General features: G+C 35.4%; 20 protein-coding genes and 2 pseudogenes. 1 reads left to right on the forward strand and 21 read right to left on the reverse strand.

Annotated features, from left to right (window positions below):
- Positions 1 to 474 precede the first annotated feature (474 nt).
- Positions 475 to 1,545: a tyrosine recombinase XerS gene (gene xerS / locus STRINF_RS05825; RefSeq protein ID WP_014334723.1), complete on the forward strand. Its 1,071-nt coding sequence runs from the start codon at positions 475 to 477 to the stop codon at positions 1,543 to 1,545.
- A 97-nt stretch (positions 1,546 to 1,642) separates the two neighbouring features.
- On the opposite strand, the gene STRINF_RS05830 is transcribed toward xerS, so the two are convergent.
- The 21 genes and pseudogenes from STRINF_RS05830 to STRINF_RS05935 all read right to left on the reverse strand — a co-directional run bounded on the left by STRINF_RS05830 (position 1,643) and on the right by STRINF_RS05935 (position 23,457).
- Entirely contained in the window at positions 1,643 to 2,323 is a 681-nt protein-coding gene (locus tag STRINF_RS05830; RefSeq protein ID WP_006532124.1) for an XRE family transcriptional regulator, read from the reverse strand.
- Positions 2,324 to 2,406: 83 nt separating this feature from the next.
- Positions 2,407 to 3,354, reverse strand: coding sequence for a sensor histidine kinase (locus tag STRINF_RS05835; protein ID WP_006532125.1), 948 nt, complete (start codon positions 3,352 to 3,354; stop codon positions 2,407 to 2,409).
- Entirely contained in the window at positions 3,351 to 4,013 is a 663-nt protein-coding gene (locus tag STRINF_RS05840) for a DNA-binding response regulator (RefSeq protein ID WP_006532126.1), read from the reverse strand. The genes STRINF_RS05835 and STRINF_RS05840 overlap by 4 nt, the downstream gene beginning before the upstream one ends.
- A 101-nt stretch (positions 4,014 to 4,114) precedes the next feature.
- Positions 4,115 to 6,091, reverse strand: coding sequence for an FtsX-like permease family protein (locus STRINF_RS05845; protein ID WP_043878368.1), 1,977 nt, complete (start codon positions 6,089 to 6,091; stop codon positions 4,115 to 4,117).
- Between the two features lies 1 nt (position 6,092).
- Positions 6,093 to 6,845, reverse strand: a complete 753-nt coding sequence (locus STRINF_RS05850; RefSeq protein ID WP_006532128.1) for an ABC transporter ATP-binding protein — start codon at positions 6,843 to 6,845, stop codon at positions 6,093 to 6,095.
- Between the two features lie 450 nt (positions 6,846 to 7,295).
- Complete coding sequence (locus STRINF_RS05860; RefSeq protein ID WP_006532129.1) at positions 7,296 to 8,117, reverse strand: sugar phosphate isomerase/epimerase family protein; 822 nt, start codon at positions 8,115 to 8,117, stop codon at positions 7,296 to 7,298.
- Positions 8,118 to 8,143: 26 nt separating this feature from the next.
- Positions 8,144 to 9,481: a methylenetetrahydrofolate--tRNA-(uracil(54)-C(5))-methyltransferase (FADH(2)-oxidizing) TrmFO gene (gene trmFO / locus STRINF_RS05865; RefSeq protein ID WP_006532130.1), complete on the reverse strand. Its 1,338-nt coding sequence runs from the start codon at positions 9,479 to 9,481 to the stop codon at positions 8,144 to 8,146.
- Between the two features lie 214 nt (positions 9,482 to 9,695).
- Positions 9,696 to 10,409, reverse strand: coding sequence for a DUF3307 domain-containing protein (locus STRINF_RS05870; protein WP_006532131.1), 714 nt, complete (start codon positions 10,407 to 10,409; stop codon positions 9,696 to 9,698).
- Positions 10,409 to 11,074 carry a SatD family protein gene (locus tag STRINF_RS05875; RefSeq protein ID WP_006532132.1) on the reverse strand — a complete coding sequence of 222 codons (666 nt, stop codon included), beginning with the start codon at positions 11,072 to 11,074 and terminating at the stop codon, positions 10,409 to 10,411. The genes STRINF_RS05870 and STRINF_RS05875 overlap by 1 nt, the downstream gene beginning before the upstream one ends.
- A gap of 87 nt (positions 11,075 to 11,161) precedes the next feature.
- Complete coding sequence (gene topA / locus STRINF_RS05880) at positions 11,162 to 13,300, reverse strand: type I DNA topoisomerase (RefSeq protein WP_043878370.1); 2,139 nt, start codon at positions 13,298 to 13,300, stop codon at positions 11,162 to 11,164.
- A 94-nt stretch (positions 13,301 to 13,394) separates the two neighbouring features.
- Positions 13,395 to 14,237: a DNA-processing protein DprA gene (gene dprA, locus STRINF_RS05885; protein WP_006532134.1), complete on the reverse strand. Its 843-nt coding sequence runs from the start codon at positions 14,235 to 14,237 to the stop codon at positions 13,395 to 13,397.
- Between the two features lie 69 nt (positions 14,238 to 14,306).
- The gene (locus tag STRINF_RS05890; protein ID WP_006532135.1) at positions 14,307 to 14,858 is read right to left on the reverse strand and encodes a sugar O-acetyltransferase; all 552 of its coding nucleotides are present in this window, start codon (positions 14,856 to 14,858) and stop codon (positions 14,307 to 14,309) included.
- Positions 14,859 to 15,638: a ribonuclease HII gene (locus STRINF_RS05895; protein ID WP_043878371.1), complete on the reverse strand. Its 780-nt coding sequence runs from the start codon at positions 15,636 to 15,638 to the stop codon at positions 14,859 to 14,861.
- Complete coding sequence (ylqF, locus tag STRINF_RS05900; RefSeq protein WP_043878372.1) at positions 15,625 to 16,479, reverse strand: ribosome biogenesis GTPase YlqF; 855 nt, start codon at positions 16,477 to 16,479, stop codon at positions 15,625 to 15,627. The genes STRINF_RS05895 and ylqF overlap by 14 nt, the downstream gene beginning before the upstream one ends.
- 88 nt (positions 16,480 to 16,567) lie before the next feature.
- Positions 16,568 to 18,035, reverse strand: a pseudogene (locus STRINF_RS10185) (tyrosine-type recombinase/integrase).
- Between the two features lie 74 nt (positions 18,036 to 18,109).
- Positions 18,110 to 18,343 (reverse strand): hypothetical protein, encoded by a 234-nt coding sequence (locus STRINF_RS05910; protein WP_006532140.1) that lies wholly within the window; start codon positions 18,341 to 18,343, stop codon positions 18,110 to 18,112.
- A 595-nt stretch (positions 18,344 to 18,938) separates the two neighbouring features.
- A complete protein-coding gene (locus STRINF_RS05915; protein WP_223903572.1) occupies positions 18,939 to 19,391 on the reverse strand; it encodes an acyl-CoA dehydrogenase family protein in 453 nt (150 codons plus the stop codon).
- A gap of 244 nt (positions 19,392 to 19,635) precedes the next feature.
- Positions 19,636 to 20,592 (reverse strand): annotated as a pseudogene (locus STRINF_RS05920) (L-lactate dehydrogenase).
- A 29-nt stretch (positions 20,593 to 20,621) separates the two neighbouring features.
- The gene (gene nrdF, locus STRINF_RS05925; RefSeq protein WP_006532145.1) at positions 20,622 to 21,572 is read right to left on the reverse strand and encodes a class 1b ribonucleoside-diphosphate reductase subunit beta; all 951 of its coding nucleotides are present in this window, start codon (positions 21,570 to 21,572) and stop codon (positions 20,622 to 20,624) included.
- A 74-nt stretch (positions 21,573 to 21,646) separates the two neighbouring features.
- Positions 21,647 to 22,138 (reverse strand): thiol peroxidase, encoded by a 492-nt coding sequence (gene tpx, locus STRINF_RS05930; RefSeq protein ID WP_006532146.1) that lies wholly within the window; start codon positions 22,136 to 22,138, stop codon positions 21,647 to 21,649.
- Between the two features lie 365 nt (positions 22,139 to 22,503).
- The gene (locus STRINF_RS05935; protein ID WP_006532147.1) at positions 22,504 to 23,457 is read right to left on the reverse strand and encodes a ribonucleotide-diphosphate reductase subunit beta; all 954 of its coding nucleotides are present in this window, start codon (positions 23,455 to 23,457) and stop codon (positions 22,504 to 22,506) included.
- Between the last annotated feature and the right edge of the window lie 8 nt (positions 23,458 to 23,465).

Below are 23,465 nucleotides of genomic sequence, written 5' to 3' on the forward strand. Positions count from 1 at the left end.
GGGTTCTTTAATGTGTGAAAAACACTGAATTCGCTTACAAATAATAAAAATCAAGTCTAAAAAACCAAAATAGAAGGTGTTTTTAGCAAATTTCATGACAAATGACACGAAGAAAAGACAAAAAAACGCCTAAAAACACTTAAAAAAGTAGGTAAGTTATAAAGCCTAAAAAGACAGATAAAGAGTCAAAATTTTACCTTATAAAGATTTGCTAAAGACAATTTGCCATTTATCCAGTGAAAATTTTTTCGAAAAAAATTTTGAGCATGAGAATAGGAAGAATAAGTAGTCAATAAAAACTAATGAGCAGAAAAACGTATAAAATCAAATGTTTTTGACGATAATATAAAATTAATATAAATCAGCTCTTTCTAAAATTTTTCATAACATCTTTCCGAAAAACTGTAATTTTCTTGAAAAACAAATCAGTCTATGATAAACTACTACTATAAAGATATCCAGGGAGATTTTCAGATGAAACGAGAAAAATTACTTGAAAAAATTGATGAACTAAAAAATATAATGCCTTGGTATGTCCTTGACTATTACCAATCAAAACTTTCTGTACCATATAGTTTTACAACCTTGTATGAATACCTCAAGGAATATCGACGATTTTTTGAATGGATTCTTGATTCAGGTATTTCAAATGCTAATCAGATTACTGATATTGAATTAGGTACTTTAGAACATTTGTCAAAAAAAGATATGGAATCTTTCGTACTTTATCTGCGTGAACGTCCTTCTTTAAACACCTATTCAACCAAGCAAGGAGTTTCACAAACCACTATCAACCGCACTCTCTCAGCACTTTCAAGCTTATTTAAGTATCTGACAGAAGAGGTCGAGGACGAAAATGGTGACCCCTACTTCTATCGAAATGTCATGAAAAAGATTTCAACCAAGAAAAAGAAGGAAACCTTGGCAGCTCGGGCTGAAAATATTAAAGGGAAGCTTTTTTTAGGCGATGAGACCATGGCATTTATCGAATACATCGATAAGGAATACCAAAACAAGCTCTCACACCGCGCTCTCTCCTCCTTTCAGAAGAACAAGGAGCGTGATTTAGCGATTATTTCACTTCTTCTTGCATCTGGTGTTCGTCTTTCTGAGGCTGTTAATCTTGATTTGAAGGATTTACATCTGAATATGATGGTTATCGAAATCACTCGTAAAGGTGGCAAACGCGATTCTGTGAATGTTGCTGCTTTTGCCAAACCTTATCTTGAAGACTATTTAAAAATTCGTGCACCTCGTTATAAAGCAGAAAAACAAGATCAAGCACTATTTTTAACAGAATACCGTGGTGTTCCAAATCGTATCGATGCTTCAAGTATTGAAAAATTGGTTGCCAAGTATTCGCAAGATTTTAAGGTTCGTGTGACTCCCCACAAACTTCGTCACACATTAGCAACGAGACTGTATGGCGCAACTAAATCACAAGTTTTGGTTAGTCACCAATTAGGGCATGCCAGCACTCAGGTTACTGACTTGTATACCCATATCGTTAATGATGAACAAAAAAATGCGCTTGATAAATTGTAAAAAGTAATCTGGACTATAAAATTAGTCCAGATTTTTATATGTTAAAGTAATTTTAAAAACTGTTAATTAGCCATTTTGCATAAATAATATTATGTAGTTAAATTTCTAAAGGTTTAAAGTTCCCAACGATTTTTCCAATGATTCGTGGATTTTCATAATAAGGTGCAAATTTGTCAGCATAATGTTTATTGAGAGAGACTAAACGTAATCCATCTTCTTCTCGATAAATTTTTTTGATGTAAGTTTGTCCATCCCAATCAACGGCGTAAATGGCTCCATCATAATCAAAGTCAGTTTGCTTAATAAGGACCACTTCACCATTTAGATAAGTTGGTTCCATTGAATCACCGAAAACCCAAGATGCAAAATCGTGGTCTAACTGCTCATCATAAAAGACTGTATCGTAATTGCCATCGCCAAAATAAGAGTAACCAGTACCTGCAGATAACTTTTCAAAAACCTTATAAGAGTAAAGTTTTGGTAATGGTTTAACAATTTCTTGCTCTTTTAGGAGATTTTTTGCGTAGTTCTCTAATTTTAAGCGATTATCTGGATTCAATTGTAAGTAAGTATTGACAATATCATGCTCAGAAAGAAAATACGTTTCATCAACTTTAAAAATCTGACTTAATTGTCCTAAATTTTTTTGATTTGGTTTTGTTTTACCATTCTCCCAATTAAAGTACGAAGCTCTTGATATTTGTAGTCTTTTGGCTAAATCAGCTTGAGAATAGCCATTTTCTTGACGCAGTGCTTTTAATTTTTCTCCAGAAAACATAGCTTCCTCCTTTCTATGTTAGTTTATAAACTAACAATATTATAAAAAATATTCAGTAAAAAAGCAAGACGAAATAGTCTTGCTTAACGTTTTTTAGGTGTGATGAAAACTTGTGTTCCTTGGTCAATTTGACTCTGAATTGTGATATCAAGATTAAGGCTATCTAGGACTTGTTTTGTCATATAAAGACCAAGACCTGTGGCTTTTTGATGTTCATGACCGTTGAAGCCTGTGAAACCTTCTTCAAAAATACGTGGTAAATCTTCTTCAAGTATGCCGATACCATCATCTGATATTTCAATGCTAGATTGAGGGATACGAATGGCAATTTTTCCCCCCTCTTTTGAGTACTTAATAGAATTATCGATTAATTGAGTTAAAGCAAAATTAACCCACTTTCTGTCGGAATTGAGTTCCCAATCACCTGTCACCTCAACAGAAAGGTGTTTTAATAAACAAGGAATACGATATTTTTTGATGATTGAGGTTGTGATATTTTTGACAGATAGTTTCTCAAATCGAAAATCGTCTTTATTTTGGCTGAATTTAAGATAATTTAACAAGGTATCTAAATAATTTTGTAGACGATTTAACTGCTGTTCCACTTCTTTTGGGTCAAGTTGGTCAGTCTGAGCCATCAAAGAAAGAGCTGACAAAGGAACTTTCATCTGATGTGACCACATTTTAATGAGGTTTTGAATATTTTCCATCTGAGTTTGAAGTTTTAAGAGCTCACTAGCATGAGTTTCTTTTTGCTGACAGATGATTGCTCTAAAAGCTTGTTCAGACGGCAAGTGAAAATCATTCAATTCTTTTACGTAAATAAATTGTTGTAAAATTAATTGCTTGCGCTTAAATTTATAGTATTGCCAAATCGTGATAAAGATAAGAATGGTGATGTTGACACTAAAACTGACTTTAAAGTAGGCAATCGGCAAGTGAAATAGAATAAAAGTGGTTAAAAATAAGGTTGTTAAAATGGTGTAGGTAAGATACCAAACACCAAATTCTTTAAAAAATTGTCGTATCATTTTAAAAGATAACCGACTCCTCTCACGGTATGAATGCGATCAAATCCTAATGGTTGAACTTTTTTACGTAAGCGTGTCATATTGACACTTAAGGTGTTTTGGTCAATAAAACTTTCGTTTTCCCACAATTTCTCTAACAACTCTTCCTTTGGCACAACTTGATTTTGGTGTTCAAATAGAATACTAAGGATTTTATTTTCTGTTGGAGAAAGGTTAATCTGCTTGCTCCCATTTGATAAAATTCCTTCACGTGATAACGAAAATTCATCGAGTTGATAGTTGTCGGAAGTGAATTGATAGGCTCTACGCAAAAAAGCTGATATCTTAGCATCTAAGATAGTCAATGAGAAGGGTTTAGAAATAAAATCGTCTCCTCCCATATTAAGTGCCATAACAGTATCCATTTCATCATCGCTGGATGAGATAAAGATAATTGGTAAAGTCATCGTTTTACGAATTTCTGTTGTCCAATAAAAACCATTGAAATAAGGCAAAGTGATATCCATCAAAATCAAATCAGGCTTAATTTCTTCGATTTCTTGCTTAATCGCACGAAAATTATTAACGCTAAAGACATCATAAACTTTGCTTAAATGCTGTTTTAATAGAGTTACAATGGTGTTGTCATCTTCTACGATATAAATTTTTCCTTGTTTCATAGCTTCATTCTAACAAAAAATGGTCTTTACGACCATTTTTAGCTGAGTTTCTTATCAAAATATTTGTAGTTAGTCTTATTAAAGAAAGTAGTTTTCAGTAACTAACGATTGATGAGCTTATAATAAGTTCGGCTTGTTAGTTTATAGATAAAGAAGTAAATGATAACCAAGCATAGTATTGTAATACCACTTACAGTAACCATACTTGAACCAGCTACTCCAAAGAGTAAGAGCATTTGTTTTAGCATAGTTAAAGCGAAAACAAAATGTAAGATAGCAACGCCAAGTGGCATGAAGAAAACAAGTAATGTTTGTGAATTAACTGTTCGTTTCACTGCTTCTTTGCTCATTCCGACTTCTTGCAGGATTTTATAAGATTTTTTATCTTCAATTCCTTCTGTACGTTGTTTGTAGTAAATGATTAAGGCTGCACCAAGCAAGAAACTGAGTCCTAGTAAGAATCCTGTAAACAAGAAACCTCCAGTAATAGCATACATGTCATTCATAAAGGTTTTCTTAGTGTAAATATCACTTTGGATTTCACTGTTTTTATCTGATTTTAATCCGTCAGAGATTGTTGAAATGTCTTTAGTTGAAAGATCAGCATAAGCTGTAAAAGTACTTTGAAACATGAGATCATGTTGTTTGAAAAGCTCTAGCATTTCTTCCATAACCACATTATTACTGAAAATAATAACACTCGGATTATAGGTATTTCCTAACTCAGGAAATTTGAGATTTTTAAAGTTTTTGACGTTTTCAAATTTTTTATCAAACAATGTCAATGTTTCAAGTTGACTGTCTCCCTTTTGTTTGTAAAAAGCAATTTGATTGTCTTTTAATTTTGGAAGATCATTTCCGAGTTTTTGAATAGCGTCCTGAGTTGTTAAATAAAGAGCACCAAACGTATTGACATCGGGATGTTTGATTGAATCGTCATTAATAGCCATTACTTTTTCATTTGCAAGGCAAGCTGAAGACATGGCTGACTGATAAGTTATGTAATCACTGCTTGGCTTATCCAGTTTATCGACGATTTGATTTTGGAATTCTTCTTTAAATTCATCCTCAGAGATTATTCTAGAATCCTTCTCGACATAGCCATTATTAGAAAAGGTTATTTGTGTATTTTTAGGAAATAGAATATTGGCTTGATTTTGACCACTAACATATAAAGAAGTTGTTGTTGCGATGGTTACAAAAGTCATTGTAGCAAGCAAAGTGATATTGGCAAGACCAACGGCATTTTGTTTCATTCTGAAAATCATTTGTGCAGTTGTGACAAAGTGTTCTGGTTGGTAAAAATAGTTTTTATTCTTACGACGGCGTTTGAGATACCATGTCATAAAGCTGACGTAAAATAGGTAAGTCCCAATAATAACAAGCACTACTGCAATGAAGAAACGATAGACAACCACAAGCGCAGCTACTTTTACAGAGGAAATAGACATGTAATAGCCAATACCTAGGCTGATAATACTTAGCAAAGCTAAAATTATATTTCCACGAGGTTCTTTTTCACCTTTTTCTTGACGTTTAAACAAAGCAAGAGGTGATGAACGATAAATGATAATAATATTAATCACTTCTAGCAAAGCAAAGATAGCGGCAAAAGCTACTGATGCCAAAATAAACGCAAGTGGTGATAATGTCAAAACAAACTTATCATAATGTAAGAGATTAACAAAAATTAGGTAGAACAATTGTGAAAATATGGCTGATAAGATGCTGCCAATTACGATAACACCTATAAACATAATAGCTAATTCAATTGTTGACACCAAACCGACCTGACGTCTATTCATCCCAAGGATATTGTAAAGACCAAATTCCCTACTTCTTTGCTTGAGCAAGAAATTATAACTATAAATCTCCATGATGACTGTAAAAATCATCAAAACAACAATAGCCAGCCCTAATACGGTGTTACTGTAACGCATGTCGTCTGATACTGGACTAAAGAGAATTAACAAGGTTGAACAGTCAAGGATAAAAAGGACTACACTGGCGAGTAAAAATGGGCCGAAAATATCAAGTGATTTTTTCAAATTTGACCAAGCTAGTTTAGCATAGAACATCTTATTCACCTCCTAAAAGGGCTGTCATGGCAAGTGAAATGTCTTTACTAAATTCTTGATTGGTCTTGTTACCACGGTAAATTTGGTGGAAAATACGACCATCTTTGATAAAAAGCACACGTTTAGCATGGCTTGCGGCGTTGGCTGAGTGAGTTACCATAAGTATTGTTTGGCCATAGCTGTTAATGTCTTCAAAAAGATTTAAGATATCTTCTGAATTACGATAGTCAAGCGCTGCGGTTGGTTCATCAGCCAAAAGAAGCTGCGGATTAGTAATTAAACTACGAGCAATGGCAACACGTTGTTTTTGACCACCAGATAATTCAAAAGGACGTTTTTCAAGCAACTCTTCAATGTGTAATTTTGGAGCTAGCCTTGTGATACGTTTTTCCATTTCTTGATAGGGAAGGCGCCCAAGTACTAGTGGCAAGAAAATATTATCCTTGACTGATAGGGTGTCCAATAAGTTAAAATCTTGAAAGACAAAGCCGAGATTTTTCAAACGGAATTCAGCCAATTGGCTTTCTTTGATTTTCGTGACTTCTTCACCATTCAAAATAACGGAACCGTTAGTAGGTTTTTCTAGTGTTGCTAGAATATTTAGCAATGTTGTTTTCCCAGAACCTGATTCACCCATGATGGCGATGAATTCATTCTTGTCTACCTTAAAGTCGACATCTTGCAATGCACGTGTAACTTCTTTTGAAAAACGCGTGCGAAAAAATTTCTCGAGGTGATTGATTTCCAGTAACATAATTTCTCCTTTTTTTCATTATACCCTTTCAAGCTCAGAAATGCTTAGTTAGTCTTTACTTTTTAAAACTTTTTAGTGCTTTTTTAACGGTCTTCTCCCACTCCAGTACCAAAAAGCTAAGCTTGCTACTCCTACTATGATGATAAGTAGAATAGTTATCAGACTATATAGCTCAATCATACTAAGCACCTCCTTCTACTTTGTTATGCGAAAGGCATATGAGATGATATAAACAATAGATCCAAGAAATAGCAATACAATCCAAATGAAAAAATGAATCCATAGGCTAAGATAGTGTTTAAATTCTTCTTTCATATACTGCTACTCCTTTCTTATTGACATCTTTAGTTTATCGGAAATCAACTCTTTTTTTCTTACAGTTTTGGGGATGAAATCTTACAAAAATGTAAGAAAAACACAGAAGCCAATACTTCTGTGTTTTATATTATCTTACAAGTTTTGTGCAATCTGTTTTAGGTAAGCATGACTTTCGAGTTGTTCAACTGGATTCGTCAAATCTTTTAAGTTAATTTCGTAGATGCTACTTGCTGTCTCATTAAAGAGTGGCAAAGCTTTCGCCCAATCAATTTTTCCATGCCCCAGCGTTAAGCTATCATGCGTTTGCCCAAGTGAGTCTACCAAATGGTAATGAACGATATGATCTTTCAAAGTCTTTAGAGACTGCTGAAGAGCCTCATTATCACCGTGGAGATAGATAAAAGCATGTGAAACATCATAGGCAAGCGGGTAAGCTTTTTGAGCAAGTAAGCGATCAAAATCAGGATTTCCATATGAATAGAGTTTTGAAATACCATTTTCAAACATGATATAGTCTTTGCCAATATGACAAAAGTGATCCATGCGAGAGAAAAGATACTGACGAGCATCCTCGATTGAAGCAAAAGGTTCTAATAGTTCAGCTTCTTCTAACTCGTAAGAGCCGTGAACCAGCACTTTACAGTCGTATTTTTTTGCTAAATCAAGTAATTTTTGTGTTGAAAAATCGATAAAGTTAACCAATTCAGCATTATTTTTTGGATGAGCTACTAATTCCAAACGCTTTCCTTGGTACTTCATAGGGTGATGAAGAACAATAGTCTTTACACTACTTGATTTGACTTTTTGAATGGCTTCTTCAAGTTTTTCTAAACCATCAGCTGTATAATCAACTTCGCTTGTAAAAAATTCAAAAACATCAGGATGATATTTTAAGCGACTAGCTACTTGTTCAGGGGCACAGCTAGCTTTTAGTCCTAATTGAATTGGAAACATTTTGTCACCTCTTCTAAGATAGTGTATTAAACGTTAAGGTATTCTTCCAGATCTTTCAAGGCACGTTCAGCAACTTTTTCGTAACGTTCTTTTTTATCACGGATACGTGGTCCTTCGAGTTCTTTAATGATACCAAAGTTAACGTTCATTGGTTGGAAATGTTTGCTTTCAGCATGAGTGATGTAGTGTGGTAAAGCACCGATAGCTGTTGTTTGAGGGAAAATAACAGGTTCTTCACCCTTGAAACGACGCACAGCATTGATACCAGCTACAAGACCTGATGCAGCAGATTCAACATAACCTTCAACACCAGTCATTTGACCAGCGAAGAAAAGATTTGGATTTTGACGTGTAGCAAATGTTTCAGTCAAAAGGTTTGGTGAATCCATGTATGAGTTACGGTGCATAACGCCGTAACGTACAAATTCAGCATTTTCGAGGCCTGGAATCATACGGAACACACGTTTTTGTTCTCCCCATTTAAGGTGTGTTTGGAAACCAACGATGTTAAATAAGCTACCAGCTGCATTGTCTTGACGCAATTGAACAACGGCATAAGGTGTTTTAAACTCGCCATCACGTGGTCCTTTATAATCTTCTGGATATTCTAGTCCGACAGGTTTCATAGGACCATAGAGCATTGTTTTAATGCCTCGTTTTGCCATGACTTCGATTGGCATACAACCTTCGAAGTATTTTTCTTTTTCAAATGAATTTAGCGGAGCTTCTTCAGCATTGACAAGAGCTTCGTGGAAAGCCATGAATTCTTCTTTTGTCATTGGGCAGTTAAGGTAAGCAGCTTCCCCTTTGTCATAACGTGATTTAAGGTAAACTTTATCCATGTCGATAGAACTTTTATCAACAATCGGTGCTGCTGCATCGTAGAAATAGAAACCATCGCCACCATTTAATTCGTGGATTTTTGCAGCCAAAGCATCTGAAGTAAGTGGTCCACTAGCGATAACTGTAATAGCATCATTTGGGACTTCAGTGATTTCTTCGCGAATGATTTCGATAAGTGGATGATTTGTGACTTCGTCAGTTACCATTTGTGAGAATCCGTCACGGTCAACTGCAAGAGCGCCACCAGCAGGGATGCGCGTGCTTTCAGCAGCTTTCATGATAACAGAATCCAAACGGCGCATTTCTTCTTTAAGAAGACCGACCGCGTTTGTCAAACTGTCACCACGTAGTGAATTCGAACAAACAAGTTCAGCAAATTTATCAGTTTTATGCTGAGGTGTTGGTTTGACCCCACGCATTTCATAAAGTTTAACTGGAATACCGCGCTTAGCAATCTGATAAGCAGCCTCAGAACCAGCTAAACCAGCTCCAATAACGTTAATGTATGATGATTGAGACAATATACTAATACCTCCAAAAATGAGCTTAGAAAAGCCTAAAACTCATTTTCCAGATGTGGGAGTTGGCCCATATCTGAATCTTTCTATTTTTGATACTTGACTATCATAACATAAAATCAGTGAAATACAAATAAAATATCGAATCATATGACATAACTTAAATTATGTAAATATTATTAACCAATTTAAGCTCTAATCATCAGAAGAGGCAAATTCAAGCAGCTAGTAAAACACTAAATATGCTAAAAAGTGATCCAATTAAGTAGTATTCTGCAAAAGTAGGACTTTCAGATATTTTTATTTTATTGTAGCGTGCAATCGGTTTTGCTGTAAAGACAAGCCCAATTGAGGCAAATTGATTAAAGATGATGCAAATACTCATGACAACACGTTCTAAAAGACCGATGATTGCCCCAGCACCTGGAATGGTATCCATTTTTTGATCGTCTTGAGGCTGATATTTTTGAAAGAAAATCTTGAAAACAACATTTGTTGGCTTAGTGATGAGAATAAGAAATAGAATCATGTTTAAAATTTGTGCTGTTGTAGCATTGACAGTCAGATAAGGACAAAAAATGCTTCCTGTTAATAACACGATAATCACTAAGTGAAGCATTTGATCTGCTAAAAAAGTCGACATAGCGTTGAGACGAAGCCACTTAGCGACACAGGATTTTCTAAAATCAATGATAGCATGGCTAAGTAAGATAAGCAGACTCGTCAACCATAGACTTGGTAAAAAGCAAGTTACTAAGACCAAAGGTAAAGCAACACCTAATAGGTGAATCAAAAGGTACTTTTTATCTGTGTTTTTACGATCTGCAACTGTTTGACCTTGTAGGTGAAAATCAGATAAAAAGTGACAGATTAAGAAAAGTGCCAAAATGGGATTTTGAATGAGATAGTGAGAAAGTCCAGTAATAGGCATTAAGCTAACTCCTCTCCATGATGTTTAAGGCATTTTAAAGCCGTTTTACGTGCGCGAAGGTAAATTTTGATATTGCTGCTTTTAAGCCGTTTTGATAAAGCACTGGTTGTTAGTTCTAAGCGTTTTGCAAGTATTTGCTGATCAAACTGTTCATCATATATGCCTAGAGTTAACAGTTCTTTTAAAATTATTTCTTGACTTGCTCGCCAATCTGATTTAATAGCTTCGCTGCTTGCAATCAAGGTATTAACAACGCTGACTTGATTCTCATCATCAAAAGAAACCGCAATTTGTGTATTGCCGTAGTCATTTTTTTGATGAATATAGTTAATGGCTTTTCTGGCATGCCAGTAAGCTGGACCATCAGCACCAATACTTTGTTCGGGATTGATATCTGTTAGAATTTTTCCCATCCCAATTCCGAAACGTACCTGATAAGGTTGCATAGCAAGATTAATACGATCAATGATTTGAAATAAAGGGGCATCAAGCGTCAATAATCCTTGAAATTCATCTCCCAATGTAATAGATAATTTTGAAACCAATACTTCTTTAAATTCTGTATTCAAATCATTTAAGCAAGTTTCTAATATTTTTTGAACTTGGTATCGATTATCGATTTTCTTTGAATCAATAATGTCGCCAATTAATGCAAAATAATTCATAGACCACCTCTCTTATAGGTCTATTATAATGGCAATAAAAACTGACCTAAAAAACCTCACAAAGAAAATTTGCAAGGTTTGAAAGATTTATTTAACTTTTGCTTCTTCGTAGTCACATTCTTCGCTGCTGCAGACGACTTGTTTACCACCGCCACGAATTTTCTTCTCAACGAGGAATTGACCACATTTTGGACAAGAACGTCCGACTGGTTTATCCCATGAAGTGAATTCACACTCAGGATATCGGTCACAGCCATAGAAAAGACGATTACGTTTTGTCTTACGTTCAATCACTTGACCTTCGCCACAAATTGGACAAGTCACACCAATTTCTTTTGTGATGGCTTTGGTATTGTGACATTCTGGGAAATTGCTACAAGCGTAGAATTTACCATAGCGTCCTAATTTGATTACCATTGGGTGTCCACAAACGTCACAGTCAAAACCAGCAGGCTCATCTTTGATTTGAATTTTTTCAATTTCAGTTTCTGCTTTTGCTAGTTCTTTTTCAAATGGTTTGTAAAAAGCATCAATGACTTTTTGCCATTGTTCTTTTCCTTCTTCGACTTCATCAAGTTTACCTTCCATGTCAGCGGTAAATTTGACATCAACGATATCTGGGAAGAATTCAACAATCAAGTTATTAACGATTTCGCCTAATTCAGTTGGTTCGAAGCGTTTTGAAACCAAGCGAACGTAGTAACGTCTTTGGATGACATCGAGTGTTGGTGCGTAAGTTGATGGTCGACCAACACCGTTTTCTTCAAGGGTTTTAATCAGAGTGGCTTCAGAATAACGTGCAGGTGGTTGAGTAAAGTGTTGTTCAGGACTTGTTGAAACTTTCTTAACAACATCGCCTTCAACCATGTCGGGCAACATTTTATTCTTATCAGAATCGTTGTAGACAGCCAAGTAACCGTCAAATTTGACTTTACTACCGTTAGCTGTGAAGCGCACGCCATTTTGCTCCAAGTTAACTTTCATGGTATCAAACACCGCAGCTGTCATTTGACTTGCGACAAATCGATTCCAAATCAATGTGTAGAGTTTCAATTGGTCTTTGTCCAAGTGTTTTGCGATAGATTCTGGTGTTAAGTTAACGTTTGATGGGCGAATAGCTTCGTGGGCATCTTGAGCACCTGAAGCATTTTTCACACGATTACCGTGTTTAGAGTAATTTTCACCGAAACGTTCAGTAATAAAGCCTGCAGCATCATTTTGCGCAACAGGGCTGATACGTGTAGAGTCGGTACGCATGTAAGTAATCAAACCTTGTGTACCACTCTTACCAAGACTAATCCCTTCGTACAACTGTTGAGCAACCATCATAGTCTTACGTGTACGGAAGTTGATTTTGTTAGCAGCATCTTGTTGAAGAGATGATGTTGTATATGGAAGTGGTGCGTTACGACGACGCTCTTTCTTTTCAACTTTTGCTACGTTAAATTCATCACTAGTAAGACGAGCAAGAACTTCTTGCACTTCTTCGTTAGTGCTAAGTTTTAGTTTTTTACCATCGATGCCATAAAAAGCAGCTTGGAATTTTTTAGTTCCTTTTTTGAAGAATCCATCAATTGTCCAGTATTCTTCAGGTTTAAAGTTTCTAATCTCATTTTCACGGTCGATAATGAGTTTTAATGCAACAGACTGAACGCGACCTGCAGAAAGACCTTTTTTAACCTTTTTCCAAAGCAATGGTGAGATAGAATACCCAACAATACGGTCAAGAACTCGACGGGCTTGTTGCGCATCTACCAAATCCATATCGATTTGGCGTGGTTCAACAAAGGCATTTTTGACAGCGTCTTTGGTGATTTCATTGAAAACAACACGGTTTTTCTCGATTTCATCAAGTCCCAAAATGTGTGCCAAATGCCATGAAATAGCTTCTCCCTCGCGGTCCGGGTCACTTGCGAGATAAACTTTTTTAGATTTTTTAGCCTCTTTTTTCAAATCGTTAATCAGAGGACCTTTACCGCGGATATTAATATATTGCGGTTCATAATTATTTTCAAAATCAATAGACATGCTTGATTTTTTCAAATCACGGATATGACCAACTGAAGCGACAACTTTATAGTTGCGTCCTAGATATTTTTCAATGGTTTTTGCTTTAGCTGGTGATTCCACAATAACCAAGTTTTTCTTGGCAGCTGTTTTTTTCTTTGTTGTTTTTTTACTTGTCTTTTTAACAGCTGTTTGGGCTTTTGTAGTAGTCGTTGCCATAAGCTCACTTCCTATCAGTAATAAACTTATAACATAATACCCCGCTTTTTCCAAACTGTCAATAAAAAAGTTGTATTTAATAGAAAAAACTTGTTTACAATTGGTATTCTGAAAGGACGTCTAGGCCTGATGTGATGCACTTTGCGCCCTCTTTGATTAAATGATGACATCCGTCAGATTTTCCGTCCAAAATATTACCTGGAATGGCAAAAACGTCTCGTCCTTCTTCTAGAGCGCGCTCACAAGTAATTAAACTGCCAGATCGCAACTTAGCTTCTGCTACTATGACGCCTTGGGATAGCCCTGCGATAATGCGATTGCGTTCTGGGAAATGGTATTTTAGCGGCGCTTCTGCTGCTGTGTATTCACTTAAAATCAAATGATTTTTTCTAAGGTAGTCCTGTAACTGTTTATTTTCTTTGGGATAATAGACGTCAAGACCGCAGCCAATAACTGCTATTGTCGCCCCGCCATTTTTTAGGGCTGAAATATGTGCGCTGGTATCGATTCCTCTAGCTAGGCCACTGACAATGACGAATTGATTTCCAAGTTCTTTGATAATTTTTTGAACGGACTTGGTTCCTGTCTGTGTGGCTGTGCGTGCTCCTACTACTGCAATTTTTGGACGATTTAGTAGCTCAATATTGCCTTGATAAAAAAGCAAAACAGGCGGATTATAAGAGTGTTTTAATTCCAGCGGATAGTCGTCATCTAGTATTGAAATACTAGGGTATTGGTTAAAGACTTTTCGCAAAGTTTTACTATCCAAATCTTTGTATTTTTCTATAAATAAAATAGGATTCTTACATTTGGACACCACAGCCATATCGCGCAAGGAAAGAGATTTCTTCTCTCGCTTTTGATAATCTAAAATGGTTAGAATATTGTGATTTGTTAGTCCTGCTTGTTTTAATTTAAATAGTTCAAAATTATTCATTAGTCACCTCACTACTTTTCTATTCGAAAAAAAGTCCTATAACCATAGGACTTTGTGAGATTTTTTGAGTTAATCTAATATTTTGATGATTTTAGCTGGATTTCCGGCGATAACCACATTATCTCCAAATGATTTGGTTACAACAGCGCCAGCACCAACAACGACATTATCACCTAAAGTGACACCTGGTAGAATGGTTACCCCACCACCAAGCCATACATTATCACCAATAGTTATTGGCGCTCCATATTCCAAACCAGAAATACGTTCTTTTGCATCTAGTGGGTGAAGAGGAGTTAAAAACTGACAATTCGGACCAATCATAGCGTTGTCTCCAATGTGAATCTCGCAGACATCTAACATGGTACAGTTATAATTAGCGAAAAAGTTCTCACCAATGTAGATATTTGACCCGTAATCGCAGACAAAACGCTGCTCCATTAGCAAGTTATCTCCTGTAGAACCAAATAATGATTTGATAATTTCTTTACGTTTCTGACGGTCTTCTTCATTATTAAAGAGTGTGATTTGTTTACGGGCATGTAAACGCATGGCAAGTAGCTCACTGTCACCAGCATCATATAGCTGACCAGCTAGCATTTTTTCTTTTTCGCTTGTCATTTAGTTCTCCTTCAACATAGATTTAATTGGTTCAAATGTTTTACGGTGAATTGGTGTAATACCGTGTTCTTTAAGGCCTACAAGATGGTCTTTAGTACCGTAACCGACGTTTTTTTCAAATGCATAGCCAGGATACTCTTTGGCGTAATCCGCCATCATGCGGTCACGAGTGACTTTGGCAACGATAGAGGCTGCCGCAATTGATAAAGAATTAGCATCTCCTTTGATAAGTGATTGCTGAGGAATGTCAGTGTCTAAGTGCATGGCATCAATTAAAAGATAATCGGGTTTAGTCACTTGTCCCTTGATTTGGTCAATTGCTTGGAGCATACCAACTTTTGTCGCTTCATAAATGTTGATATCATCGATAACATTATTATCAATAACACCAATACCAACTCCTAAAGCACGCGCAAGAACTTCTTCATAAATTTCTTCGTGATGTTTTTTAGGAATTTTCTTGGAATCATTAAGATGCTTGATTTTACAATTCTTAGGCAGAATAACGCAGGCAGTCACGACAGGACCCGCTAATGGCCCACGTCCTACTTCATCAATGCCTCCGATAGCTTCATAACCAGCCTGATAAAGCTCTTTTTCGTAGCGCAACATATTTTCCAAACGCAAGTCTTCGTCGATATCGGCTTGAATAACCTTTTTACGCTGGATAATAGCTTTTTGCACGCCAGCTCGACTATCTTCCTCATAGGATTGCCAGCGTACGTCATCAAGACTATCAATCTCTGCTAGCGCTTCTTTGATTTCTTTAACGGTCGCCATTTTCAACATCTCCTACAATGTCTAATGTGTAGCGTCCAAGTTTACCTTCACGAACATCTTTGACAAAAAGAGCGTAGAAACGATCATAGTCATCACGAAAACCAAGTTTCTGTGTCATAGCAATGATAATTTCTGGTGCTTCTTCTTCCAAGTCAATGCCTTTATAACGTTCAATCAAACGTTCTGGGTAATGTTCTTTGAAGAAATTAAGTCCAAAGATAGTTACTTCGTCCATTGGTAAGAGTTGGTCTTTGATGGCTCCAGTAAGAGCAAGTTTTAGACCAACCACTTCGTCTTCGAATTTTGGCCAAAGAATCCCTGGGGTGTCAAGAATTTCCAAATCTTTATTAGATTTAAGCCATTGTTGTCCTTTTGTGACACCAGGTTTATTTCCGACAATGGCGATTTTCTTACCAGCTAAGCGGTTCATAAGAGTTGATTTACCTGCATTTGGAATACCGATAATCATCGTACGAAGAGTTTCTTTTTGAATACCACGTTCACGCAATTTAGCTAATTTGTCAGCCATTAAAGATTTAGCTGCTTCTGTAACTAATTTTACAGTTGCTTGTTCTTTTGAGTTGACAGCAAGAGTTTTAATTCCTTGGCTTTCAAAATAACGACGCCATTCTTTTGTACGATTGCTATCAGCCAAATCAGCTTTATTTAAAATCATAAGTTTTGGTTTATCACCAACGATTTTAGTTAGCATTGGATTTTGACTTGATAGTGGCAAACGAGCATCGACCAAAATAGTCACGAAATCTACGTGTTTAATATTTTCTTGCACTTGTCTACGAGCTTTAGACATGTGACCTGGGAACCATTGAATAGTAGCCATAAGTTTATAAATCCTTTCGTAGCAAGTTTTTTTTTGAAAAACCTGCCTATTTTTTATTAGGCACCAAACAGGCACCAAGATTTTATATTCACCAAGTTAACCTATAACCAACAACCTTTTGTTTTCCTTCTCTTAAATAAGAAATATCAAATGACTTGTAATATTTTGATATTTCTTTCTTAAGCTTAGGAATTATATTTGCAGTTATATGCCTAGGTGTATAGGTTGATTTTAGACCAAGTTTGTCTCTAAAATCATCTAAAGAAAATTCAATCATTTTTGAATCAAGATTATTTTCTATTTCATCATTTAATATTTTGGAATATTTGCTAGACCAAGATTTTAATGCTTCAAATCTAAAATTATTTCTATCAATAAATTTATCTAAGGCTTTAACTGTTTGGTTTTGAGATATTCCTTGACTATGAGTATACAACATAGTTGTTTCATAATTAGCATGTCCAATACGTTCCATAATTTCTTTTATAGCAACTTTCATACCTTCACTTTGTAAATAGGTAATATGGATATGTCTAAAGGAATGAGGGGTTACATGCTTTGTCGGTTTGAAACCGTATCTCTCTTCGCAGTTTTTAATAAGATCAGTTTCAACACGAGTAAGTACTTCCCGGAAAGAATGCGAAGTTATTGGTGAACCATATTCTGTTCTAAAAACACTCTCAGAGAATGTAAATGCTTCGCAAGGATTTTCAATCGCATAGCGGTCAAACTCTTCACTTCGTTGTATAGTCCTTAATATAGCATCACAAGCCACTTTAGGTAAAGCAACATCTCGATCAGCATTTATTGCTTTAGTTTCATCAAAGTAGAATTCTGAAACTTTCAAATCATGATATTGTAAACCCTTATCAATATGTAGTATACCTCTCTCAGCATCAAAATCTTTCTTTGTAAAAGCAGCTTCCCCGATTCGCAGTCCTGAAAATAGTAAAACTATAGCCAAGTCATAGTAATTCGGGTTTCTTCTTCGACTTAGTGTTTCAAAGAAAGCTCTAATTTCATGAATTTATAAAAACTCTGCTTCTCGTTTTTTCTTTGTTTCACGCTTTTTCTCAAGGGACGTTTCTAGCTTTATTACAGACATTGGTGAGAACTGAATAACATTATAAAGAACACCATGGTTAAAAATTTTGTTACAAGTGCTTTTTATAGGTAGTCAAACACCTTTTCATCAATAATGGTGTTAAGCGTTCGAGTAAATAATCATCACCAATAATTTCACCAAGACGTTCTATCACAAAAGCCTCTCTTTTTATTGTCTGAGGTTTTACTGATACCGACCAGGTTTCTAGCCAACTCATCTTTAACTCTCCGAAAGTTCTTATCAACTGGGAATTAAATTGAGCTTCACTGCCATTAACTAATCTCTCAATTTTATCTTTGAGCTTACGTTCTGCTTGTTTTCGAGCGCGACTCGTGTTTTTATGATAACTTACAACAGCTGTCTTCCACTTGCCAGTTAGTGGATCCTTATATTTATCTACAACTTCGTATCGAGTAACTCCTTTTGAATTAGTTTTTGTTCTATAGTACATTTTCGTTTCCTTAAACTTGAAAAGAAAAATCAATCATAGAAATATAACCATTTTATATTATATCATGATTCTTTTTATTTTACCGCCCTTTGTTTCCATCTTAAAAACTCTTCAAAGTCTTCCAAATTAATAAAGACTAGTTTATGAGTTGGGTTGATCACGTAATCTTTAAACTGCTTATTATCTCTCATTTCACCTAACCATCTGTTCAGTGTATATTGATTTAGACCTTCCCATCTCCTCAATATAGCTTTTTTATCTGCCCACTCAGCTATGCTATTCTCAACCGATACAAATTTAATTTTCATATTAGTTTCTCTCTATTTTATATTATTAACTTCCGTGGGTATGATTGGTTAAATCATTCATGGGCATTTCACCCGCTGTCCTTTAGTGAAGTGTGTGATTTATTCTAAATTGGCATATTTTTTAATGTCGACCTTAACATGATTGCTCAAATGATTAAGAAAGAGTACTAGAGCATAAATAGAACGAGTTTATGAAAGGAAAATAAAAAAAGCACTCATTAAGTTTCATAACTCAACGGGTGCCGTCCTGATTTAATCACAAGAGTAGTACTTTTGGATAGTTCATATCTAGCTGCACTTAGCCTTTCAGTGAATTTTCTATTCAACACTGTAATTCAAAGACTTATTAAATTTGTAAATTTAATTCTGTTAAAAACTCCTTTACATCCCCAACATAGGCATAATCAGAGATATCAAAAATAGGCGCATTTCTATCACTGTTAACAGAATGGACTTTTTATTCTCCTCCGGTCCCATTGAAAGTATAATAACTTGACCGCCATAATATTCTCTCAGGCTTAGTACAACTTCAATTGCATTCTTATCATAGGGATTCATTATCCCTATGGTCCCATTTCTCTTTAAATTATGTGTATTAGGATCTAGACTTACCTTCGTGGAACTTGGTACCTGCTTTTGCAATTACACAATATACCTCTGCAAGACCACCATTTGTAATCATTACTTTACTCCCGTTAATTATCCAATAATTATCTTGATAGAAAGCTTCAGTTCTCATATTACGTATATTGGTTCCACCCGATGGTTCAGTTGAGGAAAAGCCAAATATACATTGGTTTCTCTGCGGAAGATATTGCTCCTTTAGCCTATCTTCCGCAAATCTTTTTATCTGATCAATAGTTTTATAGTGTCCTTCAAGTATACAACCAATTGAAGCACTTCTTTTCGAAATTTCATAAACCACCTCCCAGGCAATATCATAATCAAAACCAGAGCCACCATATTCTTCGGGTATTGTCAGAGATAAAAAGCCAAAATTCACCATTTTAGCGAATAATCCTTCTGATAGATTTCCAGTTTCATCTATAAATTTCTAGTACTGAGCTATCTCTAGATCCGCAAATTTACTAACTGATTCAAGTAAAAGTTCCTTTGTCAAATTATCATTACTTTTCAATATTTTTCTCCCCCATCCTAACTAATATTTTCATTAGTATCTATGATAGATTTTTATTCCACGCTATCTCAGCGTGGACAGTGATATATCAGATGTGTTCCTCTATATTATTTCTTAGTCTAATTTACTTTTATAATGTTAAGAAATACCTATCCTAAAAGAAATTAGTAATAATTCGTTTTACTTGTCCTGCAGAAGATTGCATCTTTTGTAATTCAGCATCGTTCAATGGCAGATTAACCGGTCGAACAATGCCACGAGCACCAATAATTGCTGGCTGTCCAATAAACACATCTTTGACACCTTGATATTGCCCATACCGATAAACAGATAAGGGAAGAACAGTATTTTCATCATTCAGTATAGCTTTCGTAATCCGAGCGAACGCCACTGCAATACCATAAAATGTAGCACCCTTTTTGTTAATGATGGAATAAGCAGCATCACGAACAGATTCAAACAGTCTGACAAGCCCTTCTTCATCAATATCACGATTCTCTTGTAGCCATTGTTCCAGTTTCACACCAGCAACATTCGCATGTGACCATACAGCAAACTCAGAGTCACCGTGTTCACCCATTATGTAAGCATGAACAGATCGGGCATCAATTCCAATTTTTTCCGCAAGGGCTTGACGAAATCGAGCAGTATCAAGTGATGTCCCTGACCCAATAACACGTTCTTTAGGGAAACCCGAAAATTTCCATGTTGAGTAAGTTAAAATATCAACCGGATTGGCAGCCACAAGGAAAATACCATCAAAACCAGACTCAACTACTTGAGTAACAATGGATTTGTTGACAGCAAGGTTTTTGTCGACAAGATCCAGACGGGTTTCACCCGGTTTTTGAGGTACACCCGCAGTAATGACAACAAGGTTAGCATCCGCGCAGTCTGAGTATTATGCAGCATAAATATTTTTAGGCGAGGTAAACGAAAGTGCATGGCTAAGATCAAGTGCATCGCCTACAGCTTTTTCAAACAGTTGAGGAATTTCAATAATTCCAAGTTCTTGAGCAATTCCTTGGTTAATAAGAGCGAAGGCATATGGAGAACCTACGGCACCGCCACCAACAAGGATAACTTTTTTGTGTTGTTTAGTTGTTTTCATCTAATGAGCTCTCGTTTTAGTTGTTCCTTTTAAAAAATATAATCATCATCAAGCATTTCCTCTGCTTCTCCCATTAGATATCCTGCACCAACCTGTGAAAAGAAATCATGATTTGCTGTTTCAATAGAAATGCCATTCATTACAATTGGATTTACATCATTTGCTGAGGCGTCTTTAAAATATATATCAAATCCCATATTCTGCAGAGATTTATTTGCATTGTACTTCACGAATGTTTTAATATCTTCCACTAGTCCGATTTCAGAATACACTTCTTCAGTATATGCAAACTCATTGTCTAACAGCTCCTCTAGAAAGGAATACATCCAATTAGTAAAGTTTTCTTGTTCAGTAATGGCTAACTCGTTAAAGTCCTGTCTAAACTTATACCCTAAATATGTACCATGTACTGATTCATCTCGTATAACCAATTTAATGAGTTCTGCTAAGTTAGCTAATTTATTCTGACCTCGGTACCAAAGGGGGATAAAGAAATTGCTATAATACAATATTCCTTCTAAAAAGACACTTGCAACCTTAACCTGCATAGGTGTACCGTTCTGATAGATCTCATTAATCTTTCTAGCTTTAAATTGCATTCTACGGTCATTGTTCATCCAATTATATATTTCTTCTATATCTTTGAATGTATTAAGTGAAATTAAAATAGTTCCATATGTTTTGGCATGGATGGATTCCATAAAGGTGAAGTCGCTCAACACAGCCCTCTCTTTTAAGGTTCTTGCATTTTTCTTTAATGCATATAAGCCCTCTTCGGATTGTAACGTATCCAATAAGGCAAGTCCTCCAACTGCTTTTTTCACCACCTCCTTTTCCATATCAGAAAGTTTTCTCCAATCTAATAGGTCATTCGAAACAGGAACCCTTGTATCCAACCAGAACTGCGCAGTTGCCTTATCCCAGACATATTCATCTAATTCATCTTCTATAAGCTGCCAATTCATTGTTTTATTTAGCATTCTTTTCCCCTTACCTTTGTACTTATTAATATTACCAATATATCAATAGTATATGATGTACGTAAAACACACACTTATAGTGATTTAACAACCTCAATAGGCTGATCATAATTAGGAGATTCATTGATATTTTCAAGATATTCTGTATATTGAACAGTATTTTGAGAATCTAGAACCAAGACTGCCCTAGCTAGTAAATGCCACTCATCCATGAGAACACCAAATGCTTTTCCAAAACTATTATCATAATAGTCAGAAAGTAAAACGACATCTAATCCTTCAGCACCACACCACCGCGCCTGAGCAAATGGTAAATCAACTGATACAGTGATAACAACCGTATCCTCTAGTTCTGATAATTCCTTGTTAAATGTACGTGTTTGTGTTGAACATAAATCAGTCTCCAGTGAGGGAACAATTGAGATAACTTTCTTCTTCCCATCAAAATCACTTAAACTTTTAAGAGTTAAGTCACTTGACATTAGTGTAAAATCTGACATTGTATCACCAACATGTAATTGTCTCTCTGCTGAAACTGTAACGGTTTTCCCAAAAAATGTTGTCATAATATAATTCCTTTCTTAAACAGTAGTTTTATTTATTTCTACCCTCTATTATCACTTTTTTCTAACAAGTCTCTAATGCAATTTATGCATAATAACTTATCCTTCTAATTACTAAGCAAGTTCCTCCCCCTACTTAATCATAAAGACTTGAAACCACTATTATTGATTTTAATACGATATATATCTAGTCAGTAATAAGATTGATCAATCTATTGTTATCCTTTTTCATTAATATGATAACGGTATCTATCACCCCTTTTCCTTAAAAATATGTATCATAGACTAATTCCAAATCAATGACACTAATCCTAATTTCTAGTTTAATTACCAAATTAAGCCTATATCCCTATATTACATATTCTCCTCTAGAACTCGTAATCAGATTCTTCCATAATCTCTTCATCGGTTGAAGCTGATTTGTTACTAGAGATGGATAAATGATGCCTGCGTAAGTTATTTAACCGAAAATTTATTCCTTTCAACACCTCAGCATTAAAATTAAATTGCTCTTTCAATCCAATCCCCATGAGAATATTATTAGCTTCCTGCAATATTAAGTTTTTAGCGATTATTTTACTCTCCTTCAAATAATAAAAGTCACCAATTAAATTAATCCCCAACTTTACAAAGTGGTTGACAGTTTCATAACCCCATGCTTTGAAGCGTTCAACCTCTTGCAGGTCTGATTCTTTTAGTAGAAGCTTTATCTTATGACTAAAATAAAAGCAATGCAAGGACTCATTACGGATAATCATCTCCAACATACTTCCGAGGTTATTAAATTCTTTATTAATCCATAACTCAAAAAGGTATGCAAGATAAGCATAGTTCAGGAGACCTTCTATACATAGCGCTATGAACCTTTTTTTAACTAGACTCGATTCTCTATAAACAGTATTAATATCATTCAAATATTCCAGTACACGTGATTCATTGTCAACCCACTCAAATGACTTTTTAAGATTAATCTCTTTATCAAAGGTGAGCAATATTCGATTATAAGCTTTGGTATTGACCATCTCGATAAATTGAATATTATTTAAAATAGCAACTTCTTGTTGCGAACACTTACCATTTCGAACAATTTCACCTACCTCTATGGACTGATTAGTAGACAAATTCGTTAAAAGTATCAGTAAACGCTTTAATTGTTCTTGTTCCTCCAAATTAAGCTTTACCCAATTCGTAAAATCATTTTCAATTGGAATCCGGGTATCCAACCAAAACAGTGATGTAGCTCTTTCCCATACTGCATTGTCAAATTCATCCTCGACAACATTCCAGTTAATGGCTCTATAATATAAATAGTTTTTTGACATGGTACCTC

This window comes from Streptococcus infantarius subsp. infantarius ATCC BAA-102 (assembly GCF_000154985.1).
GTDB lineage: Bacteria > Bacillota > Bacilli > Lactobacillales > Streptococcaceae > Streptococcus > Streptococcus infantarius.

What these genes read in the sequence shown, in the direction of transcription:
- STRINF_RS05910 (WP_006532140.1), bottom strand. Translation starts at nt 18,343, where the DNA reads ATGAAAATTAAATTTGTATCGGTTGAGAATAGCATAGCTGAGTGGGCA.
- STRINF_RS05935 (WP_006532147.1), bottom strand. Translation starts at nt 23,457, where the DNA reads ATGTCAAAAAACTATTTATATTATAGAGCCATTAACTGGAATGTTGTC.
- STRINF_RS05835 (WP_006532125.1), bottom strand. Translation starts at nt 3,354, where the DNA reads ATGATACGACAATTTTTTAAAGAATTTGGTGTTTGGTATCTTACCTAC.
- STRINF_RS05860 (WP_006532129.1), bottom strand. Translation starts at nt 8,117, where the DNA reads ATGTTTCCAATTCAATTAGGACTAAAAGCTAGCTGTGCCCCTGAACAA.
- topA (WP_043878370.1), bottom strand. Translation starts at nt 13,300, where the DNA reads ATGGCAACGACTACTACAAAAGCCCAAACAGCTGTTAAAAAGACAAGT.
- xerS (WP_014334723.1), top strand. Translation starts at nt 475, where the DNA reads ATGAAACGAGAAAAATTACTTGAAAAAATTGATGAACTAAAAAATATA.
- tpx (WP_006532146.1), bottom strand. Translation starts at nt 22,138, where the DNA reads ATGACAACATTTTTTGGGAAAACCGTTACAGTTTCAGCAGAGAGACAA.
- STRINF_RS05830 (WP_006532124.1), bottom strand. Translation starts at nt 2,323, where the DNA reads ATGTTTTCTGGAGAAAAATTAAAAGCACTGCGTCAAGAAAATGGCTAT.
- STRINF_RS05875 (WP_006532132.1), bottom strand. Translation starts at nt 11,074, where the DNA reads ATGAATTATTTTGCATTAATTGGCGACATTATTGATTCAAAGAAAATC.
- STRINF_RS05845 (WP_043878368.1), bottom strand. Translation starts at nt 6,091, where the DNA reads ATGTTCTATGCTAAACTAGCTTGGTCAAATTTGAAAAAATCACTTGAT.
- nrdF (WP_006532145.1), bottom strand. Translation starts at nt 21,572, where the DNA reads ATGCTAAATAAAACAATGAATTGGCAGCTTATAGAAGATGAATTAGAT.
- STRINF_RS05870 (WP_006532131.1), bottom strand. Translation starts at nt 10,409, where the DNA reads ATGCCTATTACTGGACTTTCTCACTATCTCATTCAAAATCCCATTTTG.
- STRINF_RS05840 (WP_006532126.1), bottom strand. Translation starts at nt 4,013, where the DNA reads ATGAAACAAGGAAAAATTTATATCGTAGAAGATGACAACACCATTGTA.
- STRINF_RS05895 (WP_043878371.1), bottom strand. Translation starts at nt 15,638, where the DNA reads ATGGCGACCGTTAAAGAAATCAAAGAAGCGCTAGCAGAGATTGATAGT.
- ylqF (WP_043878372.1), bottom strand. Translation starts at nt 16,479, where the DNA reads ATGGCTACTATTCAATGGTTCCCAGGTCACATGTCTAAAGCTCGTAGA.
- dprA (WP_006532134.1), bottom strand. Translation starts at nt 14,237, where the DNA reads ATGAATAATTTTGAACTATTTAAATTAAAACAAGCAGGACTAACAAAT.
- STRINF_RS05890 (WP_006532135.1), bottom strand. Translation starts at nt 14,858, where the DNA reads ATGACAAGCGAAAAAGAAAAAATGCTAGCTGGTCAGCTATATGATGCT.
- STRINF_RS05850 (WP_006532128.1), bottom strand. Translation starts at nt 6,845, where the DNA reads ATGTTACTGGAAATCAATCACCTCGAGAAATTTTTTCGCACGCGTTTT.